The organism is Arthrobacter sp. GMC3 (assembly GCF_002929305.1).
GTDB lineage: Bacteria > Actinomycetota > Actinomycetes > Actinomycetales > Micrococcaceae > Specibacter.
The window spans coordinates 495,411-520,973 of the sequence record NZ_PJIO01000001.1 but is presented as its reverse complement, the minus strand read 5'-3'; the positions used below and the strand labels follow the sequence as shown (position 1 = coordinate 520,973).

Genomic DNA, 25,563 nt, shown 5'->3' with positions numbered 1-25,563 from the left:
GCTTTTGATATTTAAGAAATTGCTTGGTGTTGGGGTCTGTTTCGGCCTAGGCCTCAACAGACCCCAACAACAGGTGCGACTACTCGCCGCGTGCCTTCTGGATGATTTCGTCGGCTACAGCCTTCGGAACCTCAGAGTAGCTGTCGAACTTCATCGAGTACACGGCACGACCCTGGGTCTTGGACCGCAGATCGCCGATGTAGCCAAACATGCCGGACAACGGAACCAGGGCCTTGATGACCTTGACACCGCTGGCGTCCTCCATGGACTGCATCTGGCCACGACGAGAGTTGATGTCACCGATTACTTCACCCATGTATTCCTCAGGGGTGCGGACTTCAACTTCCATCAACGGTTCAAGCAGAACCGGGTTGGCCATCCGAGCGGCTTCCTTGAACGCCATGCGACCGGCGATCTTGAAGGCCATTTCGGAGGAGTCAACATCGTGGGACGCGCCGTCGAGCAGCGTGGCCTTGATGCCAACCATCGGGTAGCCGGCCAGCACGCCATCAGGCAGTGCGGACTGGATGCCCTGGTCAACGCTGGGGATGTATTCGCGAGGAACACGGCCACCGGTGACCTTGTTCTCAAACTCGTACATTTCGCCTTCAGCAGTATCCATCGGCGCAATAGCGATCTGGATCTTAGCGAACTGACCTGAACCACCGGTCTGCTTCTTGTGCGTGTAGTCGTGCTTGGCGACGGCGCGCTTGATGGTTTCGCGGTACGCAACCTGCGGCTTGCCAACGTTGGCTTCAACGTTGAATTCGCGACGCATGCGGTCCACAAGGATGTCCAAGTGGAGCTCGCCCATGCCGCCAATTTCGGTCTGGCCGGTGTCTTCGTTGAGGTTGACGGTGAACGTCGGGTCCTCAGCGGAGAGCTTCTGGATAGCCGTGGAGAGCTTCTCCTGGTCACCCTTGGTCTTCGGCTCAATGGCAACGAAGATCACGGGAGCGGGGAAGGTCATCGACTCAAGAACGATCTGGTTTGCCGGATCGCACAAGGTGTCACCGGTGGTGGTGTCCTTGAGGCCGATCACTGCGTAGATGTGACCCGCGTGGATCTCATCTACAGGCATTTCCTTATTGGCGTGCATCTGGAAGAGCTTGCCAATACGTTCCTTCTTACCCTTGGTCGAGTTCATCAACTGGGTACCGGAAGTTGCCTTACCGGAGTACACGCGGATGAAGTTCAACTGGCCGAAGAACGGGTGCGTGGCGATCTTGAAAGCCAAAGCCGAGAACGGCTCGGTTTCACTCGGCTCGCGCTTGATCTCGATGGACTCGTCGCGAGGATCGTGACCGATCATTGCGCCAACATCCAACGGGTTCGGCAGGAAGTCAATGACAGCGTCAAGCATGGGCTGCACGCCGCGGTTCTTGAAGGCAGAACCACAGAAGACCGGGTAGATCTCGGAGTTAACCGTCAGCTTGCGAATGCCAGCCTTCAGCTCCTCGATGGACGGTTCAATGCCCTCGAGGTACTTCTCCATGAGCTCTTCGGAGGACTCGGCAGCTGCCTCTACGAGGGCTGCACGGTACTCTTCGGCACGCTCCTGAAGATCGGCGGGGATCTCCTGGATTTCGTAGGCGGCACCCATGGTGACGTCACCCTTGGAGTCACCGGCCCAGACGAATGCCTTCATGGTCAGCAAGTCAACGACGCCGGTGAATTCGCTCTCGACGCCGATCGGCAGCTGCATAACCAACGGCTTGGCACCGAGGCGGTTGATGATGGTGTCTACCGTGAAGTAGAAATCAGCACCGAGCTTGTCCATCTTGTTGACGAAGCAAATACGCGGAACGTTGTACTTGTCAGCCTGACGCCAAACGGTCTCGGACTGGGGCTCAACGCCCTCCTTGCCGTCAAAAACAGCAACGGCGCCGTCGAGAACACGCAAGGAGCGCTCAACTTCCACCGTGAAGTCAACGTGGCCGGGGGTGTCAATGATGTTGATCTGGTTCTTGTTCCAGAAGCAGGTCACGGCGGCAGACGTGATAGTGATGCCGCGTTCCTTCTCCTGCTCCATCCAGTCGGTCGTCGAAGCGCCGTCGTGGGTTTCGCCGATCTTGTGGTTCACACCCGTGTAGAACAGGATGCGCTCAGTCGTAGTGGTCTTGCCAGCATCAATGTGGGCCATGATGCCAATGTTGCGGACCTTGTTAAGGTCTGTAAGCACTTCCTGTGCCACGTTGTCTCCCTTTTCTAGAGATGAGCTTGCGTGTGCCTACGGGGTCGCCGTAGGCACACATCCGGCTCTAGTTACCAGCGGTAATGGGCGAAGGCCTTGTTGGACTCGGCCATCTTGTGGGTGTCTTCGCGGCGCTTTACAGCGGCACCAAGACCGTTGGAGGCATCCAAAACTTCGTTGCGCAGACGCTCGGTCATGGTCTTCTCGCGGCGAGCCTTCGAGTAACCAACCAACCAGCGCAAGGCCAGTGCAGTCTGACGGCCGGGCTTGACCTCAACCGGAACCTGGTAGGTGGCGCCACCAACACGGCGGGACTTCACCTCGAGGCTCGGCTTGATGTTTTCCATGGCCTTCTTCAGAGCGGCAACGGGATCGCTGCCGGTCTTCTCGCGAACACCTTCGAGTGCACCGTAAACGATGCGCTCTGCGGTGGACTTCTTGCCGTCAACGAGAACCTTGTTGATCAGCTGAGTGACCAACGGGGAGCCGTATACGGGATCTACAACTAGCGGCCGCTTGGGGGCCGGACCCTTGCGAGGCATATTACTTCTTCTCCATCTTTGCACCGTAGCGGCTACGAGCCTGCTTGCGGTTCTTAACGCCCTGGGTATCCAATGCGCCACGGACAATCTTGTAACGAACACCGGGAAGGTCCTTAACACGGCCTCCACGGACGAGCACGATGGAGTGCTCCTGGAGGTTGTGGCCTACACCGGGGATGTAAGCGGTAACTTCCACGCCACCGTTAAGGCGCACACGTGCGACCTTACGCAGAGCCGAGTTCGGCTTCTTCGGGGTGGTGGTGTAAACGCGCGTGCAAACGCCGCGACGCATGGGGCTGCCCTTCAATGCGGGAGCCTTGGTCTTTGTGACCTTGGGTGTCCGGCCCTTTCGGACCAGCTGGTTAATCGTAGGCACTTTCGTGTTCTCCGTTGTTTTCTCGAGTTGTTTCTCGTGTCGCTTTCCCTCGGGTTCGAACAACCGCTACACACGGGGCGTAACCGTCACTAAACCGTCAAGGAAGAGCCATTTACTGGTAGTCGCAGACTCGGCGACTTCACAGCGCCTAGGCATGCAAAAATGTGGCATCTGCTGTACAAGAACCGTACAACCCGGACCCGTATCCGCTTTGAACGCCTGAGCGTCAAAACTAATACTCTTATCCACTGCCACACTAACAATTACTCACTACATTACCATGGCCTCACGCCACGGAGCGAATCGGTACCACAGATCTACTTGACACCTGACTCACACCGGCGCAGTCTCTAATTACTCCATGCCGCCGGCAGGCCTGGTTTGACGGCGACACCCCTCTATGGAGCGGCACAAAAGTAGAGCTCAGGTGCGTCATGGCTGATGCAGATTTGGTCCTTGAAGGCGGCGGAGTCAAAGGCTCCGGATTGGTGGGCGCGGTCACGGCCCTTGCCAACCACAGCGATCCTTACAATTTTCACCGTGTTGCTGGCACCTCAGCGGGTGCTATCGTGGCCAGTTTCCTGGCAGCCGGAATTAGCCCGGCCGGGGTGAAAGACATCATGGATCAGCTGGACTTTTCACAATTCGAAGACCGCGCCGGGCTTCTGAAGAAGGTTCCGCTGCTGGATGACGTGGCCGGGCTCCTCATCCATGAGGGACTGTTCGCCGGAGAATTCATGCACCAATGGATTTCCACAACACTGGCCGCGCATAATGTCCGCACGTGGGGAGATTTGAAGGACTCCGATCCGGGCAGTTCCCTACCCCCGGAACAGCAGTACCGGCTGGTGGTGATAGTCTCCGACGTTTCACGCGGCCTGATGCTACGCCTCCCCTGGGACTTCGCAACACTGCTTGGTGTCGACCCGGATTCCTTGCCCGTGGCGGACTCCATCAGGGCCTCGGCCTCTATCCCGTTCTTCTTCCGTCCGTGGCAGATGCTGGCGGATTCAGCCGTCACCGGTCACGACCACATTGTGTGCGTGGACGGCGGTCTGCTTTCTAACTTCCCCCTGTCCATCTTTGATCGAACGGACGGGAAGCCTGCACGGTGGCCAACTCTCGGGGTAAAGCTCGCCGGGCCAACCAGTATTCGCACCGAAGACTGGCGCCCGGACAGCAACAACATTGAGCTTGCCAAGTCATTGCTGAGCACCATGATGAGCGCCCACGACAGTGCCTATGTCGATAATCCGCAGGCCAGCTCGCGGACCATTTTCGTTGACACCTCCCCCTACCAGGCCACTGACTTTCATCTTGCTGCCAGCGACAAGTCCACCCTGTTCACCAAGGGCCTGGGCAGCGGCAACAAGTTCCTTGGCACCTGGGACTGGCAAAAGTGGCAGGCCGGCAATTACACCATGTAGCCGCCGGTGAGCCAGCGTTTTGTTAAAGCACGACGGCGGTGACCCACCCGCGAAGGGTGACTCACCGCCGTTCGTGCAACTGCTGGGCCCCGCGTCCTAAGAGGGCGTGTGGGCCCACAACTCCGAGGGGTCCCCGTTACTGGGTCGCTAGCGACCCAGTAACGGGGAGGAGTTGGGGACTAGCCGGAGAAGTTGGTTCCCAGATCGTAGTCATCCAGGGGGATGGCACGGAACTCGGCACCAAGATCGCCTGCGCCGCCCACGTAGTCGAAGTCGCTGAATGCGCTCGGACCGGTGAACAGATTGGCCTTGGCTTCTTCGGTCGGCTCCACCGTAACGTTGGTGTAGCGCGGCAGACCCGTACCAGCCGGGATCAGCTTACCGATGATGACGTTCTCCTTCAGACCCAACAGCGGGTCCGACTTGCCTTCCATTGCCGCCTGCGTCAGGACGCGAGTGGTTTCCTGGAAGGAAGCAGCGGAGAGCCAGGACTCGGTAGCCAAGGAAGCCTTGGTGATACCCATGAGCTCGTTACGGCCCGATGCCGGCTTCTTGCCCTCGGACACAACGCGACGGTTTTCCGTCTCGAAGCGGCCGCGCTCGGCAAGCTCACCGGGCAGCAGGTTGGAATCGCCGGACTCGATGACCGTCACGCGACGGAGCATCTGGCGCACGATAACTTCAACGTGCTTGTCGTGGATACCTACACCCTGGCTGCGGTAAACGCGCTGAACTTCCTCAACGAGGTGCTTCTGTGCGGCACGCGGGCCCAGGATACGCAGAACCTGCTTGGGGTCAACAGCACCCACAACCAACTTCTGACCAACCTCAACATGCTCGCCATCGACAACCTGCAGGCGGGCACGGCGCAGAACCGGGTAAGCGATCTCTTCGGTACCGTCGTCCGGTGTCAGGATCAAACGCATGGTGCGCTCGGACTCATCAATGTTGATGCGACCGGCAGCCTCAGCGATCGGCGCGACACCCTTGGGGGTACGTGCTTCGAAGAGCTCCTGGATACGGGGCAGACCCTGGGTAATATCCTCGCCACGGCTGGCAGAAACAGCACCACCGGTGTGGAAGGTACGCATGGTCAGCTGGGTACCGGGCTCACCAATGGACTGAGCAGCGATAATACCGACAGCCTCACCAATGTCAACCGTCTTACCGGTTGCCAAGGAGCGGCCGTAGCACAGTGCACAGGTTCCAACAGTTGATTCACAGGTCAGCACGGAGCGGACCTTGATCTCGGCAACACCGGCAGCGAACAGCTCGGCGATGAGAACGTCTCCGACGTCGTCGCCAGCCGAAGCCAGCACCTTACCGCTTGCATCCACAACTTCGGCAGCCAAGGTACGAGCGTAAACGCTGTTCTCAACTTCCTCGTGCAGCTGCAACTCGCCCATGGAGTCAACCACGGCGATCGGCAGAGTCAAGCCACGCTCGGTGCCACAGTCGTCTTCACGAACAATGACATCCTGCGAAACGTCAACCAGACGACGCGTCAAGTAACCGGAGTTAGCCGTACGCAGAGCCGTATCGGCCAGACCCTTACGGGCACCGTGAGTAGCAATGAAGTACTCCAAAACCGACAGGCCCTCACGGTAAGAGGACTTGATCGGGCGAGGAATAATTTCACCCTTCGGGTTAGCTACCAAGCCACGGATACCGGCAATCTGGCGAACCTGCATCCAGTTACCACGGGCACCGGAAGAAACCATCCGGTTAATCGTGTTGGACTCGGCGAAGGACGCACGCATCGCATCAGCGATCTCGTTCGTAGCCTGGTTCCAGATGTCAATCAGGTCCTGACGACGTTCCTCATCAGCGATGAGGCCCTTGTCGAACTGGGCCTGAACCTTAGCGGCCTTGACCTCGTAACCTTCAAGGATGGCCGGCTTGGATTCCGGAACCTTGATGTCGGAGATAGCAACGGTGACACCTGAGCGGGTTGCCCAGTAGAAACCGGCATCCTTCAAGTTATCCAATGTTGCAGCCACAATGACCTTCGGGTACCGCTCCGCGAGGTCGTTGACGATCTCGGAAAGCTGACCCTTGTCGGCAACTTCCTCAACCCACGGGTAGTCGGCAGGCAGGGTCTCGTTGAAGATAACCTGTCCCAGCGACGTCGCCACGATGGCCGGCTGACCGGGCTCCCAGCCTTCAGGGGCTTCCCATCCGGCGCTCGGCACAAAGTTAGTCAGGCGGATCTTGACCTGCGAGTTCAAGTGCAACTCACCGGCGTCGTGCGCCATGATGGCCTCGGCAGAGGTGGAGAAGATGCGGCCTTCGCCAACTGACCCAACACGCTTGGTGGTCAAGTGGAACAAGCCGATGATCATATCCTGCGAAGGCAGGGTAACCGGGCGGCCATCTGAAGGCTTCAAAATGTTGTTGCTGGACAGCATCAAGATGCGAGCTTCAGCCTGCGCCTCGGGGCTCAGCGGCAGGTGAACTGCCATCTGGTCGCCGTCGAAGTCAGCGTTGAAAGCACCACAAACCAGCGGGTGAAGCTGGATGGCCTTGCCTTCAACAAGCTGGGGCTCGAACGCCTGGATACCCAAACGGTGCAGGGTAGGTGCACGGTTCAGCAATACCGGGTGCTCGGTGATGATCTCTTCGAGAACATCCCACACCTGGGGGCGGAAACGCTCAACCATGCGCTTGGCGCTCTTGATGTTCTGTGCATGGTTGAGATCAACCAGGCGCTTCATCACGAACGGCTTGAAGAGCTCCAGGGCCATCTGCTTGGGCAGACCACACTGGTGCAGCTTCAGCTGCGGACCAACAACAATGACGGAACGGCCGGAGTAGTCAACGCGCTTACCCAGAAGGTTCTGACGGAAACGACCCTGCTTGCCCTTGAGCATGTCGCTCAAGGACTTCAACGGACGGTTGCCCGGCCCGGTGACGGGACGGCCACGACGACCGTTGTCGAACAGGGAGTCAACAGCTTCCTGCAGCATGCGCTTCTCGTTGTTGACGATGATCTCCGGAGCACCCAGATCAAGCAGACGCTTGAGACGGTTGTTGCGGTTGATCACGCGACGGTAGAGATCGTTCAAGTCCGAGGTGGCGAAACGGCCACCGTCGAGCTGAACCATGGGGCGCAGTTCCGGCGGGATGACCGGGACGGCGTCCAGGACCATGCCCAGCGGGCTGTTGTTGGTGGTCAAGAACGCGTTGACAACCTTCAGACGCTTCAGGGCACGCGTCTTGCGCTGGCCCTTACCGTTCTGGATGATGTCGCGCAGGATCTCGGCTTCGCCGGCCATGTCGAAGGTCTCGAGACGCTTCTTGATAGCTTCGGCACCCATGGAACCTTCGAAGAACATGCCGTAACGGTCACGCAATTCGCGGTACAGGGCCTCGTCACCTTCGAGGTCGGCAACCTTCAGGCCCTTGAAACGGTCCCAAACCTGCTCCAGGCGGTCGATGTCGGCATCCGCACGCTTGCGCACGTTTGCCATCTGACGGTCCGCAGAGTCGCGGGCCTTCTTCTTCTCGGCTGCCTTTGCGCCTTCGCCTTCAAGGCGCTGCAATTCGCCTTCCAGGTCGCGGGCGATCGTGGCAATGTCAGAGTCACGCATATCAACCATGCGCTTCTTCTCCAGGTCGTGCTCAGTCTGGAGGTTCGGCAGCTCGGCGTGACGGGCGTCGTCGTCAACACTGGTGATCATGTAGGCAGCGAAGTAGATGACCTTTTCAAGGTCCTTCGGTGCCAGGTCCAAGAGGTAACCCAAGCGCGAGGGAACGCCCTTGAAGTACCAGATGTGGGTTACGGGAGCGGCAAGCTCAATGTGGCCCATGCGCTCACGGCGCACCTTGGCGCGGGTGACTTCAACGCCACAACGCTCGCAGATGATGCCCTTGAAGCGCACGCGCTTGTACTTACCGCAGTAGCACTCCCAGTCGCGGGACGGGCCGAAGATCTTCTCGCAGAAGAGGCCGTCCTTCTCGGGCTTGAGCGTGCGGTAGTTGATGGTTTCCGGCTTCTTAACTTCACCGTGTGACCAGTCGCGGATATCAGCCGCGGTGGCCAGGCCGATTTGCATGAGGCCGAAGGAGGATTCGCTGGACATATGGGTCCTGTTCTCTCTAATTCTCTAAGTCTGAATGTCTAAGCGGGTACGGGAAGAAGTGAGGGTTCGACGGCGGTGGGCTGGCCACCGCCGCCGACTCACTAAACTTCTTCGACAGAGTTCGGCTCGGCCCGTGAAAGGTCGATACCCAGCTCTTCCGCGGCCCGGAAGACTTCTTCATCCGAGTCACGCATCTCAATCGTGGTTCCGTCAGTGGAAAGAACTTCCACGTTCAGGCACAGCGACTGCATTTCCTTGATAAGAACCTTGAAGGATTCCGGGATACCCGGCTCCGGGATGTTCTCACCCTTGACGATCGCCTCGTAAACCTTCACGCGACCGTGAATGTCATCGGACTTGATCGTGAGCAGTTCCTGCAGGGTGTACGCGGCACCGTAAGCCTCCAGGGCCCACACTTCCATCTCACCGAAGCGCTGGCCACCGAACTGTGCCTTACCACCCAGCGGCTGCTGCGTGATCATGGAGTACGGGCCGGTGGAGCGGGCGTGAATCTTGTCATCCACCAAGTGGTGAAGCTTCAAGATGTACATGTAACCCACGGAAACCGGGTCCGGGAACGGCTCGCCGGAGCGGCCGTCGAACAGACGGGTCTTACCTGAGGAATCGATCAGGCGTTCGCCGTCACGGGTCAGGTTCGTGGAGTCCAGCAGGCCGGTGATTTCCTCATCACGAGCACCATCGAACACGGGGGTGGCAACCTTGGTCTGACCGATTTCACGCGGCAGGTTCGGAAGCTTCTTGGCCCACTCCGGATCGCCCTCGATCTTCCAACCGGTCTTGGCAACCCAACCGAGGTGGATTTCCAGGACCTGGCCGACGTTCATTCGACCGGGAACACCCAAGGGGTTCAGAACGATGTCAACGGGGGTACCGTCGGCAAGGAACGGCATATCTTCGATCGGCAGGATCTTGGAAATGACACCCTTGTTACCGTGACGGCCGGCAAGCTTGTCACCATCGGTGATCTTGCGCTTGTTGGCAACGTACACGCGAACCAGCTGGTTCACGCCGGGAGGCAGGTCGTCGTCGGAGTCGCGATCAAAGACGCGGACGCCAATGACGGTTCCGGACTCGCCGTGGGGAACCTTCAAGGAAGTGTCGCGAACTTCGCGAGACTTCTCACCGAAGATGGCGCGCAGCAGACGCTCTTCCGGGGTCAGCTCGGTTTCACCCTTGGGGGTGACCTTACCTACCAGGATGTCGCCGGCTTCAACTTCCGCACCGATGTGGATGATGCCGCGCTCGTCCAGGCCAGCAAGGATTTCCTCGGAAACATTCGGGATATCCCGCGTGATTTCCTCGGCACCAAGCTTGGTGTCGCGAGCGTCGATCTCGTGCTCTTCGATGTGGATGGAGGAGAGTACATCCTCAGCAACAATGCGCTGCGAAAGGATGATGGCATCCTCGTAGTTGTGACCTTCCCAGGACATGAAGGCAACCAAGAGGTTCTTACCCAAGGCAAGCTCGCCCATGTCCGTTGCCGGACCGTCGGCGATGATGCCGCCAACTTCCAGGCGCTGGCCCTCAGAGGCCAGAACACGCTGGTTGTAAGCGGTTCCCTGGTTGGAACGCTGGTACTTGGCGATCGGGTAGTTGGTCTCGGTGCCGTCGTCGTTCAACATCACAACGATGTCTGCGGAGACCTCAGAAACCACACCGGCCTTCTTGGCGATGACGACGTCGCCGGCGTCAACAGCGGTGGCGCGCTCCATGCCGGTACCCACGAAGGGGGCCTCGGACTGGACCAGCGGCACAGCCTGACGCTGCATGTTCGCACCCATCAAGGCGCGGTTAGCATCATCATGCTCAAGGAACGGGATCAGGGCCGTAGCCACAGACACCATCTGGCGCGGGGAAACGTCCATGTACTCGACCTCGTCGGCCGGGATCAGGACGGGCTCTCCACCACCACCGCGCTGGCGAACCAGTACGGAGTCCTCGGAGAAGTGGTTGTCATCGTTCAACGGCGCGTTTGCCTGAGCAATCACGACGTCGACCTCATCGTCAGCTGTCAGGTAATCAACTTCGTCGGAAACGAAGCCGTTCTTGACACGACGGTAGGGGGTTTCGATGAAACCGAAGGGGTTGATGCGTCCGTAGGATGCCAAGGAACCGATCAGACCAATGTTGGGGCCTTCAGGGGTTTCAATGGGGCACATACGGCCGTAGTGCGACGGGTGAACGTCTCGAACTTCCATGCCTGCACGGTCACGGGACAAACCGCCCGGGCCCAGCGCGGACAGGCGACGCTTGTGCGTCAGACCGGCCAGCGGGTTGTTCTGATCCATGAACTGTGAGAGCTGGGACGTTCCGAAGAACTCCTTGATCGCTGCCACAACGGGACGGATGTTGATCAGTGTCTGCGGCGTGATGGCCTCGACGTCCTGCGTGGTCATACGCTCGCGAACAACGCGCTCCATACGGGACAGACCCGTGCGGACCTGGTTCTCGATGAGCTCGCCCACGGCGCGGATACGACGGTTACCGAAGTGGTCGATGTCGTCGACGTCGACGCGGAGGTCAACTTCGGCGCCGTCGCGCTGGCCCTTGGTGGTCTTGCCACCGGCATGCAGGGTGACCAGGTACTTGATCATGGCGACGATGTCGTCCACGCTCAGCACTGATGCCTTCTCATCGCTCAGCGGCAAATCGATGCCCAGCTTGCGGTTGATCTTGTAACGACCAACCTTGGCCAGGTCGTAGCGCTTGGAGTTGAAGTACAGGTTGTGCAGCAGCGCGTCGGCGGCGTCAACTGTGGGCGGCTCGCCCGGACGCAGCTTGCGGTAGATGTCCAAGAGCGCATCTTCGCGGCCGGTGGTGGCATCCTTTTCCAGCGTGGCACGGATGGAGTCGAACTCGCCGAACTCCTCCAAGATCTGGCCTTCGGTCCAGCCGAGGGCCTTCAGCAGTACGGTGACCGACTGCTTGCGCTTGCGGTCAAGGCGGACGCCAACCTGGTCGCGCTTGTCAATCTCCAGCTCGAACCATGCACCACGTGAGGGGATGATCTTTGCGGTGAAGATTTCCTTGTCACTGGTCTTATCCGCGGTGCGCTCAAAGTAAGCACCCGGGGAACGGACCAGCTGGGAAACAACAACACGCTCGGTGCCGTTGATGACGAACGTACCCTTGTTGGTCATGAGCGGGAAATCGCCCATGAACACGGTCTGTTGCTTGATTTCACCGGTGAGGTTGTTCATGAACTCAGCCTTGACGTACAACGGTGCGGCGTATGTGGCGTCGCGGTCCTTGCACTCGTCAACTGTGAACTTGGGGTCGGCGAACTCCGGTTCCGTGAAGGACAGGGACATGGTGCCCTGGAAGTCTTCAATCGGGGAGATCTCTTCGAAGATGTCAGACAGACCAGAGGTTACGGCCACGCTGTCATCGCCAGCATCCACAGCCGTCTGCATGCGGTTCTGCCAGCGCTCGTTGCCGACGAGCCAGTCAAAGCTCTCGGTCTGGAGTGCAAGCAGATTCGGCACGTCAAGCGGCTCGTGAATCTTTGCGAATGAGAGGCGACTCTTTGCACCGTCAGTGCTGTTTGAATCGATAGCGGTTGCAGCGTTATTTACATTAGAGGTGCTCGAGGCGACCAAGAGGGATCCTTCCACAGACCTGCAGGCTTGTTCTTGTGAACCCTCACCCGATTCGCCACTTGGTCATCAAACCAAGGCGAACGCTGGTCAAGTAACTTGTCAGCCACGCACCGAAAAGCGGCCAAAACGGCCCGTTCGATGCGTCTTTCCAAGCTCTTGTCCTAAGCAAAGCCCACCGCTATATGAAGGCTGAAGGTTAAGAGGGATACGCAAAGAACTACATTACAGGTAAAAGGGGTCGCGTGTCTACCCCACGTTCGAAAAATACGCAAGTATCAATGTTCACCCGCCGGTGCGAAGGATCTTTTCGCCGTCATCGAAGGCAATGCCCGAAGGCAATATTGTGGAAATTTTCTTCCCGCTCGTACTGTTAGATTCTATAGAAACCTATGCACACGTCAACGGTGATCTGTGCAGGTGATGCTTTAAGGAGTGGCTCGCAATGGCTGTAGCAGCAAACGATGTGGTAATCCTCGCAGGTGCACGCACCCCGCAAGGACGACTCAACGGCCAACTGGCGAGTTTCACCGCCGTCGAACTCGGTGCCAAGGCTATCGCAGCCGCACTTGAGCGATCGGGCGTTTCGGGCTCAGAGGTTGATCACGTCATCATGGGCCACGTCCTCCAGGCCGGGGCCGGGCAGAATCCGGCCCGTCAAAGCGCCGTGGGCGCCGGAATCAGTTGGAATGTGCCCGCCGTAACCATCAATAAGGTGTGCTTGTCCGGCCTGACGGCGGTGATCGATGCCGCCCGCATGATTCGCAGCGGCGACGCCACCGTGGTGGTGGCTGGCGGCCAAGAGTCCATGACACGCGCCCCCCACCTGCTTCCCGGCTCACGCCAGGGCTGGACGTACGGCTCAGTGCAGGCCCTGGACGTCGCAGCCCACGATGGTCTCACCGACGCCTTTGACGGTGAATCAATGGGTTTGTCCACCGAACGCGGCAACATTCGCCTGAACATTAGCCGTACGGCGCAGGACAAGGTTGCCGCAGCGTCCCACCAGCGGGCTGCCGCCGCCCAGGAAGCCAACGTGTTTGACGGCGAGATTGTGCCGGTTTCCGTGCCGCAGCGCAAGGGTGATCACGTGATTTTGACGCAGGACGAAGGCGTCAGGGCTGCCACAACTGTGGAAACCCTTGCCGGTTTGCGCCCGGCATTCACGGCCGACGGCGCCATCACCGCAGGCAACTCCTCTCCCCTGTCGGACGGCGCAGCTGCCCTGGTGCTGACTACCCGCGCCTACGCCGACGAACACGGCCTTGCCTGGCTTGCTGCCGTGGGCGCCCCGGGCCAAGTTGCCGGCCCCGATAACTCTCTGCATTCACAACCGTCCAACGCCATACTCAGCGCCCTGGCAAAGGCAGGCTGGAGCACCTCCGATCTCGACTTCATCGAGATTAACGAGGCCTTTGGCTCGGTGGCCGTCCAGTCGCTGCGGGATCTTGACTACCCCCTGGAGAAGTGCAATATCCACGGTGGCGCCATCGCGCTGGGTCACCCCATCGGTACCTCCGGCGCCCGGCTGGCACTGCATGCCGCGTTCGAACTGAGCCGCCGCGGCTCAGGCAAAGCTGCGGTGTCGCTCTGCGGTGGTGGCGGGCAGGGCGAGGCCCTGTTGCTGTTCCGAGACGCCGAGTGAGCGTGTCAGCAGAGGGTCACGCCAGAGTTGCTGCCGACGCGCAGGAGCGCGGCTTGGACGTGGAGATCTTCGCCCGCCCTGCGGCGAATTCTCTTGCGGAGGCCGCAGCCTTGATGGGCATTGAGCCGTCGGACATCGTCAAGTCACTCGTGGTCAAGCGCAGCGACGACACCTTCCTCTTTGCCTTGGTCCCTGGCGGCCGGTCAATCTCCTGGCCCAAGCTCCGCCAGGTGGTGGGCGTGAACAAACTCCAGCTGCCCAAGCCCGACGTCGCCTTGGCTGCCACGGGATACGAGCGCGGAACCATTACCCCCTTGGGCAGCACCACGGCCTGGCCGGTGTTTATAGACGCAACGATCGTTGGGCGCCGGGTTGCCATGGGTGCCGGCGAACACGGCTACAGCATGTTCGTCGAGGCAGATGCCCTCATTGCTGCCTTCGACGCGACGGTCGCAGACATCTCCGTCCCCGAGTAGCAACGCGGTATCACCTTTGGCGCTCCCTGGTGCAACGCCGTATCACCTTTGGCTCTCCCTGGGGCAACGCCGTATCACCTAGCGATCGTGGGTGATACAGCGTTCAAGTTTTTCCCGCCAAAGGTGATACCGCGTCCGCCAGAACTGCACCAAAGGTGATACCGCGTCCGTCAGAAATGCGCCAAAAGTGATACCGCGTCGGGACGCAAAGAAGCCCCGCACCAAACGGTGCGGGGCTTCTTTGTGAAAGGCGAGGTGATTACTTGAGGGTAACCGTGGCGCCGGCAGCTTCGAGAGCTTCCTTGGCCTTCTCAGCAGCTTCCTTGGTGGCGCCTTCGAGGACAGCCTTGGGAGCGGAGTCAACGACGTCCTTAGCTTCCTTGAGGCCGAGGGACGTGATGGCGCGCACCTCCTTGATGACTGCAATCTTCTTGTCGCCAGCGGACTCGAGGATGACGTCGAATTCGGTCTGCTCTTCGGCTTCTTCAGCAGCGCCGCCAGCAGGACCGGCAACTGCAACAGCAGCAGCGGTAACTTCGAAGGTCTCTTCGAAGAGCTTGACGAACTCAGAGAGCTCGATGATGGTCAGTTCCTTGAAAGCTGCAATGAGCTCGTCGTTGGTGAGCTTAGCCATGGGTGGCGCTCCTTCTGTGTACTTGGCCCGGGGGCCGAATCTAAAACCTAAGTCCTCATGGATTTAGGGAAAACTACAGGGGACAAGCCCCCATGAGGACTAGGCCTCGGTGGTCTCAGCTTCTGCGGCCGGAGCCTCTTCAGCAACCGGTGCTTCGTCAGCTACAGGAGCTTCTTCAGCGGCCGGAGCCTCTTCAGCGGGAGCGCCTTCGGCAAGCTTGAGGCGCAATGCCTCGAGCGTGCGTGCAGCGGCTGCCATCGGAGCCTTGAGGATGCCGGCAACCTTGGCCAGCTGCAGCTCGCGGGATTCCAGGGCGGCCAGTGCGGCAACCTCAGAAGCGTCGAGAGCCTTGCCTTCGAAGATACCGGTCTTGATGATCAGTGCCTTGTTGGCCTTTGCAAAATCCGTCAGGCTCTTTGCTGCTGCAACAGCGTCACCCTTGATGAATGCAATGGCGGTGGGGCCGGAGAGCTGACCTTCGAAAGCGTCAACACCAGCTTCCTTGGCCGCAATGGCAGTCAGAGTGTTCTTTACAACCGAGAACTTGGTGTCCTGGCCGAGAGAAACGCGCAGCTCCTTGAGCTGGGCAACGGTGAGCCCACGGTATTCGGTTAGGACTGCTGCGGTGGAATCGTTGAAATCTTGCTTGATTTCTGCAACCGCAGCCACCTTTGTTGGCGTTGCCATAACCCTCCTTCCGGGAATTAATGCCGGTCTTTCAAGCCCTGGCCAAATCTCCCCGCAAGGGAATGATCCGGACAAACAAAACGCCCCGCACAGATGTACGGGGCGTTAGTGGCAGCGGATCCATGGGTTTATCACCCGGTTCAACACTGCCTAAGCTTTGTGCACCTGCGCTGGCCGTCCATATATGGACTTTCGGATGAAAAATCGCCCGGTTCCAAGGAAAAGGCACATGATGCACCATTCGCAATGGGGTTGATTTCCATCGACCGACGGTCTTTGGTTCCTTAAGATTACAGGACTGGGAGCAGCTACTCCAAATCGAAGTCCTTGCGCCATTGCCCGGTAACCCCCGCAGCGACAAAGCCGAGCCTGGCATTCACTTCCAACATGTAAGTGTCGTCGGCAGCGTTCCAGGTATAGACGGTGCGGGCGGCAGGGAATTCTTTAGCTAACAGGGCAAGGTTCGCGGCCTTGATCTTCAGCCCTAGACCGTTGCCCCTGTGTTCGGGTTCAACCACGGTGTCGTCCTGAAAAACGACGTCGTCCCGCTCCCCCAGGACCGAGATGGACGTGAATCCAACCAGGCTCCCCGTTGCCAGGTACTCGACGGCGCTCACTAATGAATGACGGCCGGATTCCACCGACATGGACTCCGCTTCACGCAGCCGCGCCACATCCCACACGACATCGTCACCATCGGTGGCATCAGCTTTGTTGCGTTGCTGCTCGTGCCCCTGCTCCAACCGGACAATGCCAGCTGCCCACCGCTCTGGGCTCCTGTCAATCCATTGGTGCACAGCGTAGGCGTCCTGGTGCTCCTGGCTGCCCAGCGCGGAGAGGTCCTCCACCACCCCAGGAGCCAAGGGCAAGGCGCAGGAACTGAACTTTTCAGCCTGTTCCAGTGCATATCCAGCATTGAAGGCAAACATGGTCTCCCTGCTGTTCATGGGCAACTCGCCAACACCACTGGCAGCCTTGAGAACCTCGACGCCGGCGGCCCCCAATCCGGTAGCGGCGTGGTTTGTTTCCACCACCACGACTCGTCGGTTTTCGCCTCGGACAAAGGTCTCGGCGGCTTCCAAAAGTTTGCGCCCAATCCCGTAGCCCTGGGCCTTGGGGAGGACATCGAGTGTCACATGGGCCAGATCTGTCGCCTCATCCAGGGGCATGGCGATACCGGCCCGGCCAACTATCTCACCTTCGAGACGGGCCACGAGCATCACATACCACTCATAGGGATCGTGGCAGACGGCCAAAAGTTCGGCGCCGGTGTAGGCGAGGTCGGCATTGCCCCAAGTATTGATCCGCACTTGCCGGGACACCTCAACGGCCAGGAGGAAGTCAGGACCGTCTTGGTCGTCCAGTGACTCGGGCACTCGCAGTTGTTCGATCCGGATCTCAGTCATTTTTTGTTGCTCCTGAAGACTTACTTTAGAGGGGCCGGAGCATGACGTAGTCGTGCTCGACTCGGCTCCCCAGTTGAAAACTTTTCTGTCCTGCCACGGCAAAGCCGTGCTTTTCATAGAACTTCTTGGCACGCAGGTTCTCCGCGTTGACACCCAACCAGACCTGCGGGCTTCCCTGCTCAGCGGCCCAGAGCAGGCTCGCAGCCATCAAGGCCGCACTGATCCCGGTTCCGTGGCAGTCGGGATGGGCATAGCATTTGCTCAATTCCATGGCCGGACCATTCAGTGCCGCTAAAACATCCGCGTCCGACGGCGGCGCGTCAACCAGCATGGTGTAGGCCAGCAAGCGCGGCACAGCCGGGGCCAAGGCATCCTGGGCGACGAATAGTTTCCGTTGCGGGTCCGACAGGTAGGCGGCAAAGGACGCCTCGCTAAGATGGGCGGCAATAAACGCGGCAATGTCTTCGGCTTGGCTGCTGGGCGGGCAGGCCAAGGGAAAAGTTACCGCCGCAAGTTCGGCGAGTGCCGAGGCGTCAGCGCCGGAGGCCTGGCGAATGGTGACGTCCATGGAGCATCTCCCTGCAGTGGTGTGGTTTTGGTATTCAACACTATAAAAAAAGAGGGTCGGTGTAGCGATTCGCTACACCGACCCTCTCATAGTAAAACTAAGCCTTAGACCTCGGTCAAGACCTTTGTGGCCGCAGGATCCACGGAGATGCCGGGGCCGAACGTCGTGGTGACGGTGGCCTTCTGCAGGTAGCGGCCCTTGGAAGCGGACGGCTTCAAACGAAGCACCTCTTCCAGTGCTGCTGCGTAGTTCTCAGCCAGCTTGACGGCGTCGAAGGACACCTTGCCGATGATGAAGTGAAGGTTGGAGTGCTTGTCGACACGGAAGTCGATCTTTCCACCCTTGATGTCGTTAACAGCCTTGGCAACATCGTTCGTTACCGTACCGGTCTTCGGGTTCGGCATGAGGTTACGAGGACCAAGAACCTTACCCAAACGGCCAACCTTACCCATGAGGTCAGGGGTGGCAACGGCTGCGTCGAAGTCGGTCCAGCCGCCCTGGATCTTTTCGATCAGTTCGTCTGTTCCAACCCAGTCGGCACCTGCTGCGATTGCAGCTTCGGCACGCTCACCGGTTGCGAAAACCAGAACGCGGGCAGTCTTACCGGTACCGTGCGGCAGGTTGACGGTGCCACGGATCATCTGATCGGCCTTGCGAGGGTCTACACCCAAGCGGAAGGCAACCTCGACGGTCGCGTCGAACTTGGAGGGGTTGGTCTCCTTGGCGAGCTTGATGGCCTCGAACGGTGCGTAAACCTTCTCCGCATCGATCTTGGCTACGGCTGCCTCATATGCTTTGCTGCGCTTTGCCATGCTGCTGTTTCTCCTTGTGCAGTTGTGGTCGTTAGGACCGCGCGGGCCCTGCCACTACGTACGTCGCCCGCCCACCAAAGGTGAGTGGCCGGCGTCGCTCTTTATGTTTATTGGTGCCCAAATGGGCGTAAAGCGAAAGTCGAAAGACTTAAGCTTCGACGGTGACACCCATGGAACGGGCGGTACCGGCGATGATCTTCTCTGCGCCTTCAATGCTGGTGGCGTTGAGGTCAACCATCTTCTGGGTTGCAATCTCGGTAACCTGAGCCTTGGTCAGCTGAGCAACCTTGACAGTGTGAGGCGTACCTGAACCCTTAGCGATGCCTGCAGCCTTCTTGATGAGCTCTGCAGCCGGCGGGGTCTTGGTGATGAAGGTGAAGGAACGGTCTTCGTAAACCGTGATTTCAACCGGGATAACGTTTCCGCGCTGGGATTCCGTTGCAGCGTTGTACGCCTTGCAGAATTCCATGATGTTGACGCCGTGCTGACCAAGCGCCGGACCGATGGGCGGTGCCGGGTTAGCGGCGCCTGCCTGGATCTGCAGCTTGATAAGGCCGGTGACCTTTTTCTTGGGAGCCAATGTAGGGTCCTTCTCTCAATATCTTTCCTAGGACGACGGAGCGCGTCCAAGGTGTGTGGCCGAATGGCGTCCGGCCGAACGCTGCCCGGCAACAAAGCTTGAGTTGCCGTTCAGCGAAATCAGTGGTTCAACTAGATCTTGGTGACCTGGTTGAAGGCGAGCGTAACCGGGGTTTCACGCTCGAAGATGGAAACCAGCACAACGAGCTGCTGAGTTTCGGGCTTGATCTCGGAGATCGTGGCGGACAAGGTCTCGAACGGACCATCCTTGACGATGACGGCTTCGCCGACTTCAAAGTCAATGTCGGCATCTGCGGGATCGTGACGCAGCGGAATGCCGCTCTCTTCCGCCTGCTGCTCCTGGAAGATCGGGGCAAGCATGGAGAAAACTTCATCCAGACGCAACGGGACCGGGTTGTGGGCGTTGCCCACGAAGCCCGTAACGCCGGGGGTGTGGCGAACGACGCCCCAGGAAGCATCCGTCAGGTCCATGCGGACCAGAACGTAGCCGGGGATGCGAACGCGGTTCACAACCTTGCGCTGGGCATTCTTGATCTCCACGACTTCTTCCATGGGGACCTGAATTTCGAAGATGTAATCTTCCATGTTCAGCGACAGGCTGCGGGATTCCAGGTTGACCTTGACGCGGTTTTCGTAACCGGCGTAGGAGTGGATGACATACCAGTCACCCTCCTGGCGGCGCAGCTTGGCCTTGAACTCCTCGGTCGGATCGACCTCGGGCTCGGCGTCGGCTGCAACGTCAGCTTCAGTTACCTGTGCGTCAGTGTCCTCATCGAGGGAATCTTCCGCGTCGACGTCGTCCGTGGCAGATGTGGCGGAATCGTCACTATCTACGGCCTCGGGTGCATCAAGGTCGGCACTGATGGCAGTATCAGCGACCACAGTGTCCAGGTCCTGCTCACTGTAAGTTGCCTCGGGCTCCTGCTCAGACACGAATTTCCTGCTTTCCTTGTGCGTTTCTTAAATGGCTCAAACCGACCCTTGCCGTATTCACAGCGGGGCCGGCCAAAGTTGAGCGTTTACTGCTCGCCGCCGACGTTGCCGCCGAAGACCCAAAGTACGGCCTTGCCGAACCCGAGATCCAAAACGGTGACAATCGCCATGACGATTACCACGAATACCAGCACAACGGCGGTCATGTTGATCAACTCTTTGCGAGTGGGGGTGACAACCTTTTTCATCTCACCAATGACTTGGCGGAGGAAGATCGCAATGCGTGCGAAGAAACCAGGTCCGCTGGACTTGCTTGTCTTCTTTGCAGAGCGGCGCTTGGAGTTGCTTGCCGAAGTATCGGTCACCAGTGCCTCACTCAATCATTAGTTGGGATGACACCGCACCCGTGTGGAACGAGTACATGTCGCGTGCATTTTATTCGCGAGACGGAGATGGGTTTGGTCCACCTAAAAACCAGTGAACCAAACCCGCTACGCCTATGCGCAGGGCAGACAGGACTCGAACCTGCAACCTGCGGTTTTGGAGACCGCTGCGCTACCAATTGCGCCACTACCCTTTGAAGCAAACACTCCTGGAACCTGATTTTGAAGTTCCGGCGGCGTTCTTTGCCATGAATAACTTACCGTCTTGAATGGCTGTTTTCCAAACCAGCGTCAAGGCGTGCACCATCATGGAAGTTTCGCACCAGTTATCTATTCTACGCACCCTTAACGCGGTACGTCGAACCGGGTACGCAATGCGCCTAAAGTAGGGAGTGACAAAAGTTTGTAATTTTTAAGCTCACCGTTGAAAAGAAAGTACCTAGATGTCTGCCGAACTGACAGCTGAGAACTCCACAGGGCGCCGTATCTCCGCCCGCATCGCCGCCATTGCCGAATCAGCCACGCTGGCCGTTGACGCCAAAGCCAAAGCACTTAAAGCTGCTGGCCGTCCCGTCATCGGGTTCGGTGCCGGCGAGCCCGATTTCCCCACCCCTGACTATATTGTTCAGGCAGCCATCGACGCCGCCCGCCAGCCTAAGTTCCACCGGTACTCCCCCGCTGCCGGCTTGCCAGAGCTGAAAGCTGCCATTGCGGCCAAGACCCTGCGTGACTCCGGCTATTCGGTGGACGCCTCCCAGGTGCTTGTCACCAACGGAGGCAAGCAGGCAGTGTACGAATCCTTCGCGACCTTGCTTGATCCCGAGGACGAGGTACTGGTTCCGAGCCCGTACTGGACCACCTACCCGGAAGCCATCCGCTTGGCAGGCGGCGTTCCCGTCGACGTTTTCGCCGGACCCGAGCAGGGTTACCTTGTCACGGTGGAGCAGCTGGAAGCGGCCCTGACTCCTCGCACCAAGATCTTGCTGTTCGTTTCCCCGTCCAACCCGACCGGCGCCGTCTACTCGCCGGAACAGACCCGTGAGATCGGACTGTGGGCGGCATCCAAGGGCCTGTGGGTTATCACCGATGAAATCTACGAACACCTCACCTACGACGCCGTGCCGTTCACCTCGATCGCCACCGCCGTCCCGGAACTCGGCGACAAGGTGGTCATCCTCAACGGTGTCGCCAAAACCTACGCCATGACCGGTTGGCGCGTGGGCTGGATGATCGCGGCGCCCGATGTCATCAAGGCCGCGACCAACATGCAGTCCCACGCCACCTCCAACGTTGCCAACGTCTCCCAGATGGCTGCCCTGGCCGCCGTCGCCGGCCCGTTGACCGCGGTAGATGAGATGAAGGTGGCCTTCGACCGTCGTCGTAAGGCCATGGTTGCCGGCCTGAACGCGATCGACGGCGTCGAATGCCCCACACCGCACGGCGCGTTCTACGCTTACGCCGATGTCCGCGGACTGTTGGGCAAGGAGATCGCAGGAGTGCGCCCCACGACGTCGGCGCAGCTGGCCGCGCTGATCCTGGACAAGGTGGAAGTTGCCGTCGTTCCGGGTGAGGCCTTTGGTCCAAGCGGCTACATCCGTCTCTCCTACGCACTAGGCGACGAGGACCTGGCCACAGGCATCGCCCGCCTCCAGGAGTTCCTAGGCACAGCCAAGTAACCACACGGGGTGGCCGGACTCGGCATTCCCTCGGCGACTATCCGAACTTCGGCCGCGGGCGGCCTTCGTTCTCCTTTACGTCGCCTACGGAAACACCGGGTCCGGCCACCGGCGGTCGAGCTTGGCCGCCGGTGCTTCAGAGCAGGCGGCGGTCTGCGGCCCAGCGGGTCAGCTCGTGACGGGAGGAAAGCTGGAGTTTGCGCAACACTGCGGAGACGTGTGATTCAACCGTCTTGATGGAGATGAACAGGGCCTTGGCCACTTCCTTGTAGGAGTAGCCCCGGGCGATCAGGCGCATAACCTCCAGTTCGCGGGCCGAGAGCCGGTCCAGCTCGTCCTCGACCGCCACCTCGGCGGTACCGAAAGCGTCAAGGACAAATCCGGCCAGGCGGGGCGAGAACACGGCGTCGCCGCCAGCCACACGCCGGACGGCATCTGAAATTTCAGCCCCGGAAATCGATTTGGTGACATAGCCGCGGGCACCGGCCCGAATAACGGCCACCACGTCCTCGGCGGCATCGGAAACGCTCAGTGCCAGGAATTTGGTCCCTGGCATCGACGCCGCACACCCCGCAATGACTTCCCGGCCGCCCTGCCCCCTGCCACCGGGAAGGTGGACGTCAAGCAGCACCACATCTGGGCTGTTGCGTGTTACCTCGGCAATCGCCTCTTCCACGGTGGCGGCCTCGGCCAGAACAAGAATGTCGGCGTCAAGATCGGCCTTCAGGCCGGATCGGAAGATGGCGTGGTCATCCACCACCACCACACGGATGGGTTGCGGTGCATCTGTCATCGCGCGTCCTCATGGTTGCTTGTTTCGCTGGGCAGGTGCAGGCGCACTTCTGTCCCACTGGCTGAGCTAATGATCTCAGCCGTTCCGCCATTGCGGGACATTCTCCCGAGCAAGGATTCCCTGACCCCTAGCCGGTCCGCCGGGATGGCAGCGACTTCAAAGCCGGCGCCGCGGTCCTTGACGAACACATCGACGCCCTTTGGCCCGGCTTCAACATAGACCGAGACCGCTGTCCCACCGTGCCTGACGCCGTTGAGCACGGCCTCGCGTGTGGCCTGGACAAGGGCCTGGCTGTGGTCGTTCAGCTCGGCATCACCCACAGTTACCACCTCCACGCTCTGCCCGTAAAGGTCTTCAATCTCGGCACAGACGGCCTTCACCCGAGCAACCAATTGGCCGCTGTTCTGGCCGGCATCTTGGTAAATCCATTCCCGCAGTTCGCGTTCCTGTGCCCGGGCAAGGCGCGTCACATCGGAGGCGGAATTGGCACTCTTTTGGATCAGGGCCAGGGTTTGCAGCACTGAATCGTGCAGGTGGGCGGCGATCTCGGCCCGTTCCGTTTCCCGGATGCGCCCTGCCCGCTCGGCCTGAAACTCCCGCCAGAACTTCAGCACCCACGGGGCAAGAACCAGGGCCACGCCGGCAAGAACCGCCAGGGAGGCCACCACTGAGGCCCACACAAGGGTCCACGAACCGGATCCGGTAACTATGACGAGCACCCCGGCGATGACAAGCACGACCCCACCTCCCAGGCGCAGCAGGGCCATGGGAGTGTCCATCTTGGCGGCACTGAGCAATCCCACACGGCGGGTGTTGTCCAGCTGCATCCACGCCAACACGGCACCCACGGCGATGACCACCAGCGGAATCAATGTCCCCAGTTGCAGGTTTAGCCCCAGTTGCTGCCCCAACAAAACGACGGCGGCTATCACCAGGGCGCCACCAATCAGCACTTCCTTGAAGCCGATAGAGAGTTTTTGGCGTCCGTCTGCGGCCCCTGGCTCTGTTGGTTCCCCGGCGGCTGGGCGGAAGAGCTTTATGCGTGGGTTGCCGTCGGCGTCGAGCAGGGTATTTCCTTCACCAGCCTGCTCACCAGCCATGGGCACCAGAAGCCACAACCAGGCGTAGAACACCAGGCCTGCACCGAAGAAGAAGCTGGCGCCGATCATGATGGCGCGCACCAACCCCACCTTGATGCCAAGGTGTTCGGCCAATCCGCCGCAGACCCCAGCAATAACTCGTTTCTGGGAACGGTACATCTTTGCGCTCATGGTTCCATCCAAACACGGCCCAACGCACCCGTACCGCTTCTTCGGGGTAGTTCAGGGTTCTTTCAGGGTCACCCCGGATGTTCACGCGACCCTGCCCAGGGCCACCATTGAACTATGAACATCACCCATGACACCCCAGAGCAGCCGGCAGGCCCCACGCCTCCCCCGGAAAACCACTCCCCGCGGCCCGAATCCGCAAGGTTCTACCAGTGGCTCCGCGGCCTAGGAGTGCAACGTGGCCCGAATCGTTGGCTGGGCGGGGTGTGCAGCGGACTCGCCAACAAGTGGGGAATCGATCCTGTGATCGTGCGCGGGCTTGCCGTGGTCCTCACCCTCTTTTTCGGTGTGGGCTTGCTGGCCTACGGCGTCGCCTGGGCGCTACTTCCCGAACCTGACGGCCGCATCCACGTCGAAGAGGTCAGCCATGGCCGTTGGTCAACGGGGATGACCGGAGCCGCCATCGTCAGCTTCTTGGGGCTGCTTGGCCCCGGTCAGGGCGCCATCTGGGGCGGGCACGACGGCTGGTTCCCGTGGCCGCTTTTCTGGATAGCCGCCGTCGGATCCATCATCTACTGGGCCGTCACGCGCAACAAGAGTAAGTCACCGCGTCCGGTGGCCGCGCCCGGGAATCCCCCGTACGCGCCTGATTCCAATCCCGGCGTTCCCTACTTCGCGGCGTCGGCAACGACGAAACTGCCCTATGTGCCGCAGCAGCCCTATATGCCTGTGCCACCTCCGTACCGCAAGCCTGCAGTTGTGAAGGTCAAACCCCGTTTGGGTGCTGCGGCCAGCCTGCTTTCGCTGGGCCTGGCAGTGGTGGTTGGTGCCACGGTGCTGATGCTGAACGCGGCCACCATCATTGACCTCAACGGCTACCAGGTGGCCACCGCCGCCGCAGCCGCGGGCATCACTGCCGGAGTGGCAATCATCGTCGCCGGAATCATGGGCCGCGCAGCAGGCGGCGTGGGCGCCTTCGCCATAGTGGCACTGGTGCTGGCTGGCCTACTGAGCCTGCCCCCGCACAGTGGAGAATTCACCGCCTTGAACGATGTGACCTGGGCCCCGACCACTCTTGGTGCCGCAGAATCTGGGCGAACCCTTGTGCTCGGCAATGCCACGGTTGACCTGACCCAATTGGCCACCTCAACCCCTCTGACCGCCGATGTGCTGATCCCCATTGATACGGCAGCCTCCAGCGTGGTCATCAAGGTGCCCACCAGCGTCCCCGTCAGGATTCGTAGTGACCTGGCCGCCGCCTCGATGACGATTGACGGGCAAAAGAACGGCGGGTCAATTGCCGACAGCTCCACTACCGACATCAACCCCGACGCCAAGGGCTATGGGCTGGTCATCACCTTGCAGGGAGCAGCCAGCAACATCAGCGTTATCCCGGTTGCAGGCAAGTGATGACGACGCAGCCAGACCCCTCAACATCAGACAC

Annotated in this window: 20 protein-coding genes and 1 tRNA gene; 5 read left to right on the top strand and 16 right to left on the bottom strand. The window is 59.8% G+C overall.

Translation table 11 applies throughout. The annotated features are described in order from the left end of the window. Positions 1 to 79 precede the first annotated feature (79 nt). The 3 genes from fusA to rpsL all read right to left on the bottom strand — a co-directional run bounded on the left by fusA (position 80) and on the right by rpsL (position 3,112). Positions 80 to 2,194 carry an elongation factor G gene (gene fusA, locus CXQ94_RS02505; RefSeq protein WP_104086635.1) on the bottom strand — a complete coding sequence of 705 codons (2,115 nt, stop codon included), beginning with the start codon at positions 2,192 to 2,194 and terminating at the stop codon, positions 80 to 82. A 71-nt stretch (positions 2,195 to 2,265) separates the two neighbouring features. Next, positions 2,266 to 2,736 carry a 30S ribosomal protein S7 gene (gene rpsG, locus CXQ94_RS02500; protein WP_062007566.1) on the bottom strand — a complete coding sequence of 157 codons (471 nt, stop codon included), beginning with the start codon at positions 2,734 to 2,736 and terminating at the stop codon, positions 2,266 to 2,268. Between the two features lies 1 nt (position 2,737). After that, the gene (gene rpsL / locus CXQ94_RS02495; RefSeq protein ID WP_038464715.1) at positions 2,738 to 3,112 is read right to left on the bottom strand and encodes a 30S ribosomal protein S12; all 375 of its coding nucleotides are present in this window, start codon (positions 3,110 to 3,112) and stop codon (positions 2,738 to 2,740) included. Between the two features lie 434 nt (positions 3,113 to 3,546). Here rpsL and CXQ94_RS02490 point away from each other — a divergent pair, with 434 nt between their 5' ends. Beyond that, a complete protein-coding gene (locus tag CXQ94_RS02490) occupies positions 3,547 to 4,539 on the top strand; it encodes a patatin-like phospholipase family protein (protein WP_104086634.1) in 993 nt (330 codons plus the stop codon). 179 nt (positions 4,540 to 4,718) lie between these two features. Here CXQ94_RS02490 and CXQ94_RS02485 read toward each other — a convergent pair whose 3' ends face one another. Together CXQ94_RS02485 and rpoB are read right to left on the bottom strand one after the other, a co-directional pair. Next, positions 4,719 to 8,621, bottom strand: a complete 3,903-nt coding sequence (locus tag CXQ94_RS02485; protein WP_104086633.1) for a DNA-directed RNA polymerase subunit beta' — start codon at positions 8,619 to 8,621, stop codon at positions 4,719 to 4,721. A 101-nt stretch (positions 8,622 to 8,722) separates the two neighbouring features. Beyond that, positions 8,723 to 12,241 carry a DNA-directed RNA polymerase subunit beta gene (gene rpoB / locus CXQ94_RS02480; RefSeq protein WP_104086632.1) on the bottom strand — a complete coding sequence of 1,173 codons (3,519 nt, stop codon included), beginning with the start codon at positions 12,239 to 12,241 and terminating at the stop codon, positions 8,723 to 8,725. A 442-nt stretch (positions 12,242 to 12,683) separates the two neighbouring features. Here rpoB and CXQ94_RS02475 point away from each other — a divergent pair, with 442 nt between their 5' ends. Together CXQ94_RS02475 and CXQ94_RS02470 are read left to right on the top strand one after the other, a co-directional pair. Next, positions 12,684 to 13,883, top strand: a complete 1,200-nt coding sequence (locus tag CXQ94_RS02475; protein WP_104086631.1) for an acetyl-CoA C-acetyltransferase — start codon at positions 12,684 to 12,686, stop codon at positions 13,881 to 13,883. Then, positions 13,880 to 14,359, top strand: a complete 480-nt coding sequence (locus CXQ94_RS02470; RefSeq protein ID WP_104086630.1) for an aminoacyl-tRNA deacylase — start codon at positions 13,880 to 13,882, stop codon at positions 14,357 to 14,359. Before CXQ94_RS02475 ends, CXQ94_RS02470 begins: the two co-directional genes overlap by 4 nt. 259 nt (positions 14,360 to 14,618) lie before the next feature. Here CXQ94_RS02470 and rplL read toward each other — a convergent pair whose 3' ends face one another. The 9 genes from rplL to CXQ94_RS02425 all read right to left on the bottom strand — a co-directional run bounded on the left by rplL (position 14,619) and on the right by CXQ94_RS02425 (position 20,576). Further along, positions 14,619 to 14,993, bottom strand: coding sequence for a 50S ribosomal protein L7/L12 (gene rplL, locus CXQ94_RS02465; protein WP_104086629.1), 375 nt, complete (start codon positions 14,991 to 14,993; stop codon positions 14,619 to 14,621). A gap of 99 nt (positions 14,994 to 15,092) precedes the next feature. Beyond that, positions 15,093 to 15,680 (bottom strand): 50S ribosomal protein L10, encoded by a 588-nt coding sequence (gene rplJ / locus CXQ94_RS02460; protein ID WP_104086628.1) that lies wholly within the window; start codon positions 15,678 to 15,680, stop codon positions 15,093 to 15,095. 308 nt (positions 15,681 to 15,988) lie between these two features. Next, positions 15,989 to 17,086: a GNAT family N-acetyltransferase gene (locus CXQ94_RS02455; protein ID WP_104086627.1), complete on the bottom strand. Its 1,098-nt coding sequence runs from the start codon at positions 17,084 to 17,086 to the stop codon at positions 15,989 to 15,991. A gap of 25 nt (positions 17,087 to 17,111) precedes the next feature. Then, positions 17,112 to 17,654, bottom strand: a complete 543-nt coding sequence (locus CXQ94_RS02450; protein WP_104086626.1) for an N-acetyltransferase — start codon at positions 17,652 to 17,654, stop codon at positions 17,112 to 17,114. Positions 17,655 to 17,758: 104 nt separating this feature from the next. Then, positions 17,759 to 18,466: a 50S ribosomal protein L1 gene (gene rplA / locus CXQ94_RS02445; protein WP_104086625.1), complete on the bottom strand. Its 708-nt coding sequence runs from the start codon at positions 18,464 to 18,466 to the stop codon at positions 17,759 to 17,761. A gap of 148 nt (positions 18,467 to 18,614) precedes the next feature. Continuing rightward, complete coding sequence (gene rplK, locus CXQ94_RS02440; RefSeq protein WP_062286616.1) at positions 18,615 to 19,046, bottom strand: 50S ribosomal protein L11; 432 nt, start codon at positions 19,044 to 19,046, stop codon at positions 18,615 to 18,617. 131 nt (positions 19,047 to 19,177) lie between these two features. Beyond that, a complete protein-coding gene (nusG, locus tag CXQ94_RS02435; protein ID WP_104086624.1) occupies positions 19,178 to 19,999 on the bottom strand; it encodes a transcription termination/antitermination protein NusG in 822 nt (273 codons plus the stop codon). Positions 20,000 to 20,085: 86 nt separating this feature from the next. Then, positions 20,086 to 20,379 carry a preprotein translocase subunit SecE gene (secE, locus tag CXQ94_RS02430; RefSeq protein WP_104086623.1) on the bottom strand — a complete coding sequence of 98 codons (294 nt, stop codon included), beginning with the start codon at positions 20,377 to 20,379 and terminating at the stop codon, positions 20,086 to 20,088. Between the two features lie 124 nt (positions 20,380 to 20,503). Then, positions 20,504 to 20,576: transfer RNA gene (locus tag CXQ94_RS02425), tRNA-Trp, on the bottom strand. Between the two features lie 249 nt (positions 20,577 to 20,825). Here CXQ94_RS02425 and CXQ94_RS02420 point away from each other — a divergent pair. Beyond that, entirely contained in the window at positions 20,826 to 22,058 is a 1,233-nt protein-coding gene (locus tag CXQ94_RS02420) for a pyridoxal phosphate-dependent aminotransferase (RefSeq protein WP_104086622.1), read from the top strand. 136 nt (positions 22,059 to 22,194) lie between these two features. On the opposite strand, the gene CXQ94_RS02415 is transcribed toward CXQ94_RS02420, so the two are convergent. Further along, entirely contained in the window at positions 22,195 to 22,851 is a 657-nt protein-coding gene (locus tag CXQ94_RS02415) for a response regulator transcription factor (RefSeq protein WP_104086621.1), read from the bottom strand. Further along, complete coding sequence (locus CXQ94_RS02410) at positions 22,848 to 24,122, bottom strand: ATP-binding protein (protein ID WP_104086620.1); 1,275 nt, start codon at positions 24,120 to 24,122, stop codon at positions 22,848 to 22,850. The genes CXQ94_RS02415 and CXQ94_RS02410 overlap by 4 nt, the downstream gene beginning before the upstream one ends. A 114-nt stretch (positions 24,123 to 24,236) precedes the next feature. Between CXQ94_RS02410 and CXQ94_RS02405 the strand changes: the two genes are divergently transcribed. Further along, positions 24,237 to 25,529 (top strand): PspC domain-containing protein, encoded by a 1,293-nt coding sequence (locus tag CXQ94_RS02405; RefSeq protein WP_104086619.1) that lies wholly within the window; start codon positions 24,237 to 24,239, stop codon positions 25,527 to 25,529. Positions 25,530 to 25,563 lie beyond the last annotated feature (34 nt).

What these genes read in the sequence shown, in the direction of transcription:
- CXQ94_RS02405 (WP_104086619.1), top strand. Translation starts at nt 24,237, where the DNA reads ATGAACATCACCCATGACACCCCAGAGCAGCCGGCAGGCCCCACGCCT.
- rplA (WP_104086625.1), bottom strand. Translation starts at nt 18,466, where the DNA reads ATGGCAAAGCGCAGCAAAGCATATGAGGCAGCCGTAGCCAAGATCGAT.
- CXQ94_RS02485 (WP_104086633.1), bottom strand. Translation starts at nt 8,621, where the DNA reads ATGTCCAGCGAATCCTCCTTCGGCCTCATGCAAATCGGCCTGGCCACC.
- CXQ94_RS02455 (WP_104086627.1), bottom strand. Translation starts at nt 17,086, where the DNA reads ATGACTGAGATCCGGATCGAACAACTGCGAGTGCCCGAGTCACTGGAC.
- rpsG (WP_062007566.1), bottom strand. Translation starts at nt 2,736, where the DNA reads ATGCCTCGCAAGGGTCCGGCCCCCAAGCGGCCGCTAGTTGTAGATCCC.
- CXQ94_RS02450 (WP_104086626.1), bottom strand. Translation starts at nt 17,654, where the DNA reads ATGGACGTCACCATTCGCCAGGCCTCCGGCGCTGACGCCTCGGCACTC.
- CXQ94_RS02410 (WP_104086620.1), bottom strand. Translation starts at nt 24,122, where the DNA reads ATGAGCGCAAAGATGTACCGTTCCCAGAAACGAGTTATTGCTGGGGTC.
- CXQ94_RS02490 (WP_104086634.1), top strand. Translation starts at nt 3,547, where the DNA reads ATGGCTGATGCAGATTTGGTCCTTGAAGGCGGCGGAGTCAAAGGCTCC.
- rplJ (WP_104086628.1), bottom strand. Translation starts at nt 15,680, where the DNA reads ATGGCAACGCCAACAAAGGTGGCTGCGGTTGCAGAAATCAAGCAAGAT.
- rplL (WP_104086629.1), bottom strand. Translation starts at nt 14,993, where the DNA reads ATGGCTAAGCTCACCAACGACGAGCTCATTGCAGCTTTCAAGGAACTG.
- CXQ94_RS02420 (WP_104086622.1), top strand. Translation starts at nt 20,826, where the DNA reads ATGTCTGCCGAACTGACAGCTGAGAACTCCACAGGGCGCCGTATCTCC.
- CXQ94_RS02475 (WP_104086631.1), top strand. Translation starts at nt 12,684, where the DNA reads ATGGCTGTAGCAGCAAACGATGTGGTAATCCTCGCAGGTGCACGCACC.
- CXQ94_RS02415 (WP_104086621.1), bottom strand. Translation starts at nt 22,851, where the DNA reads ATGACAGATGCACCGCAACCCATCCGTGTGGTGGTGGTGGATGACCAC.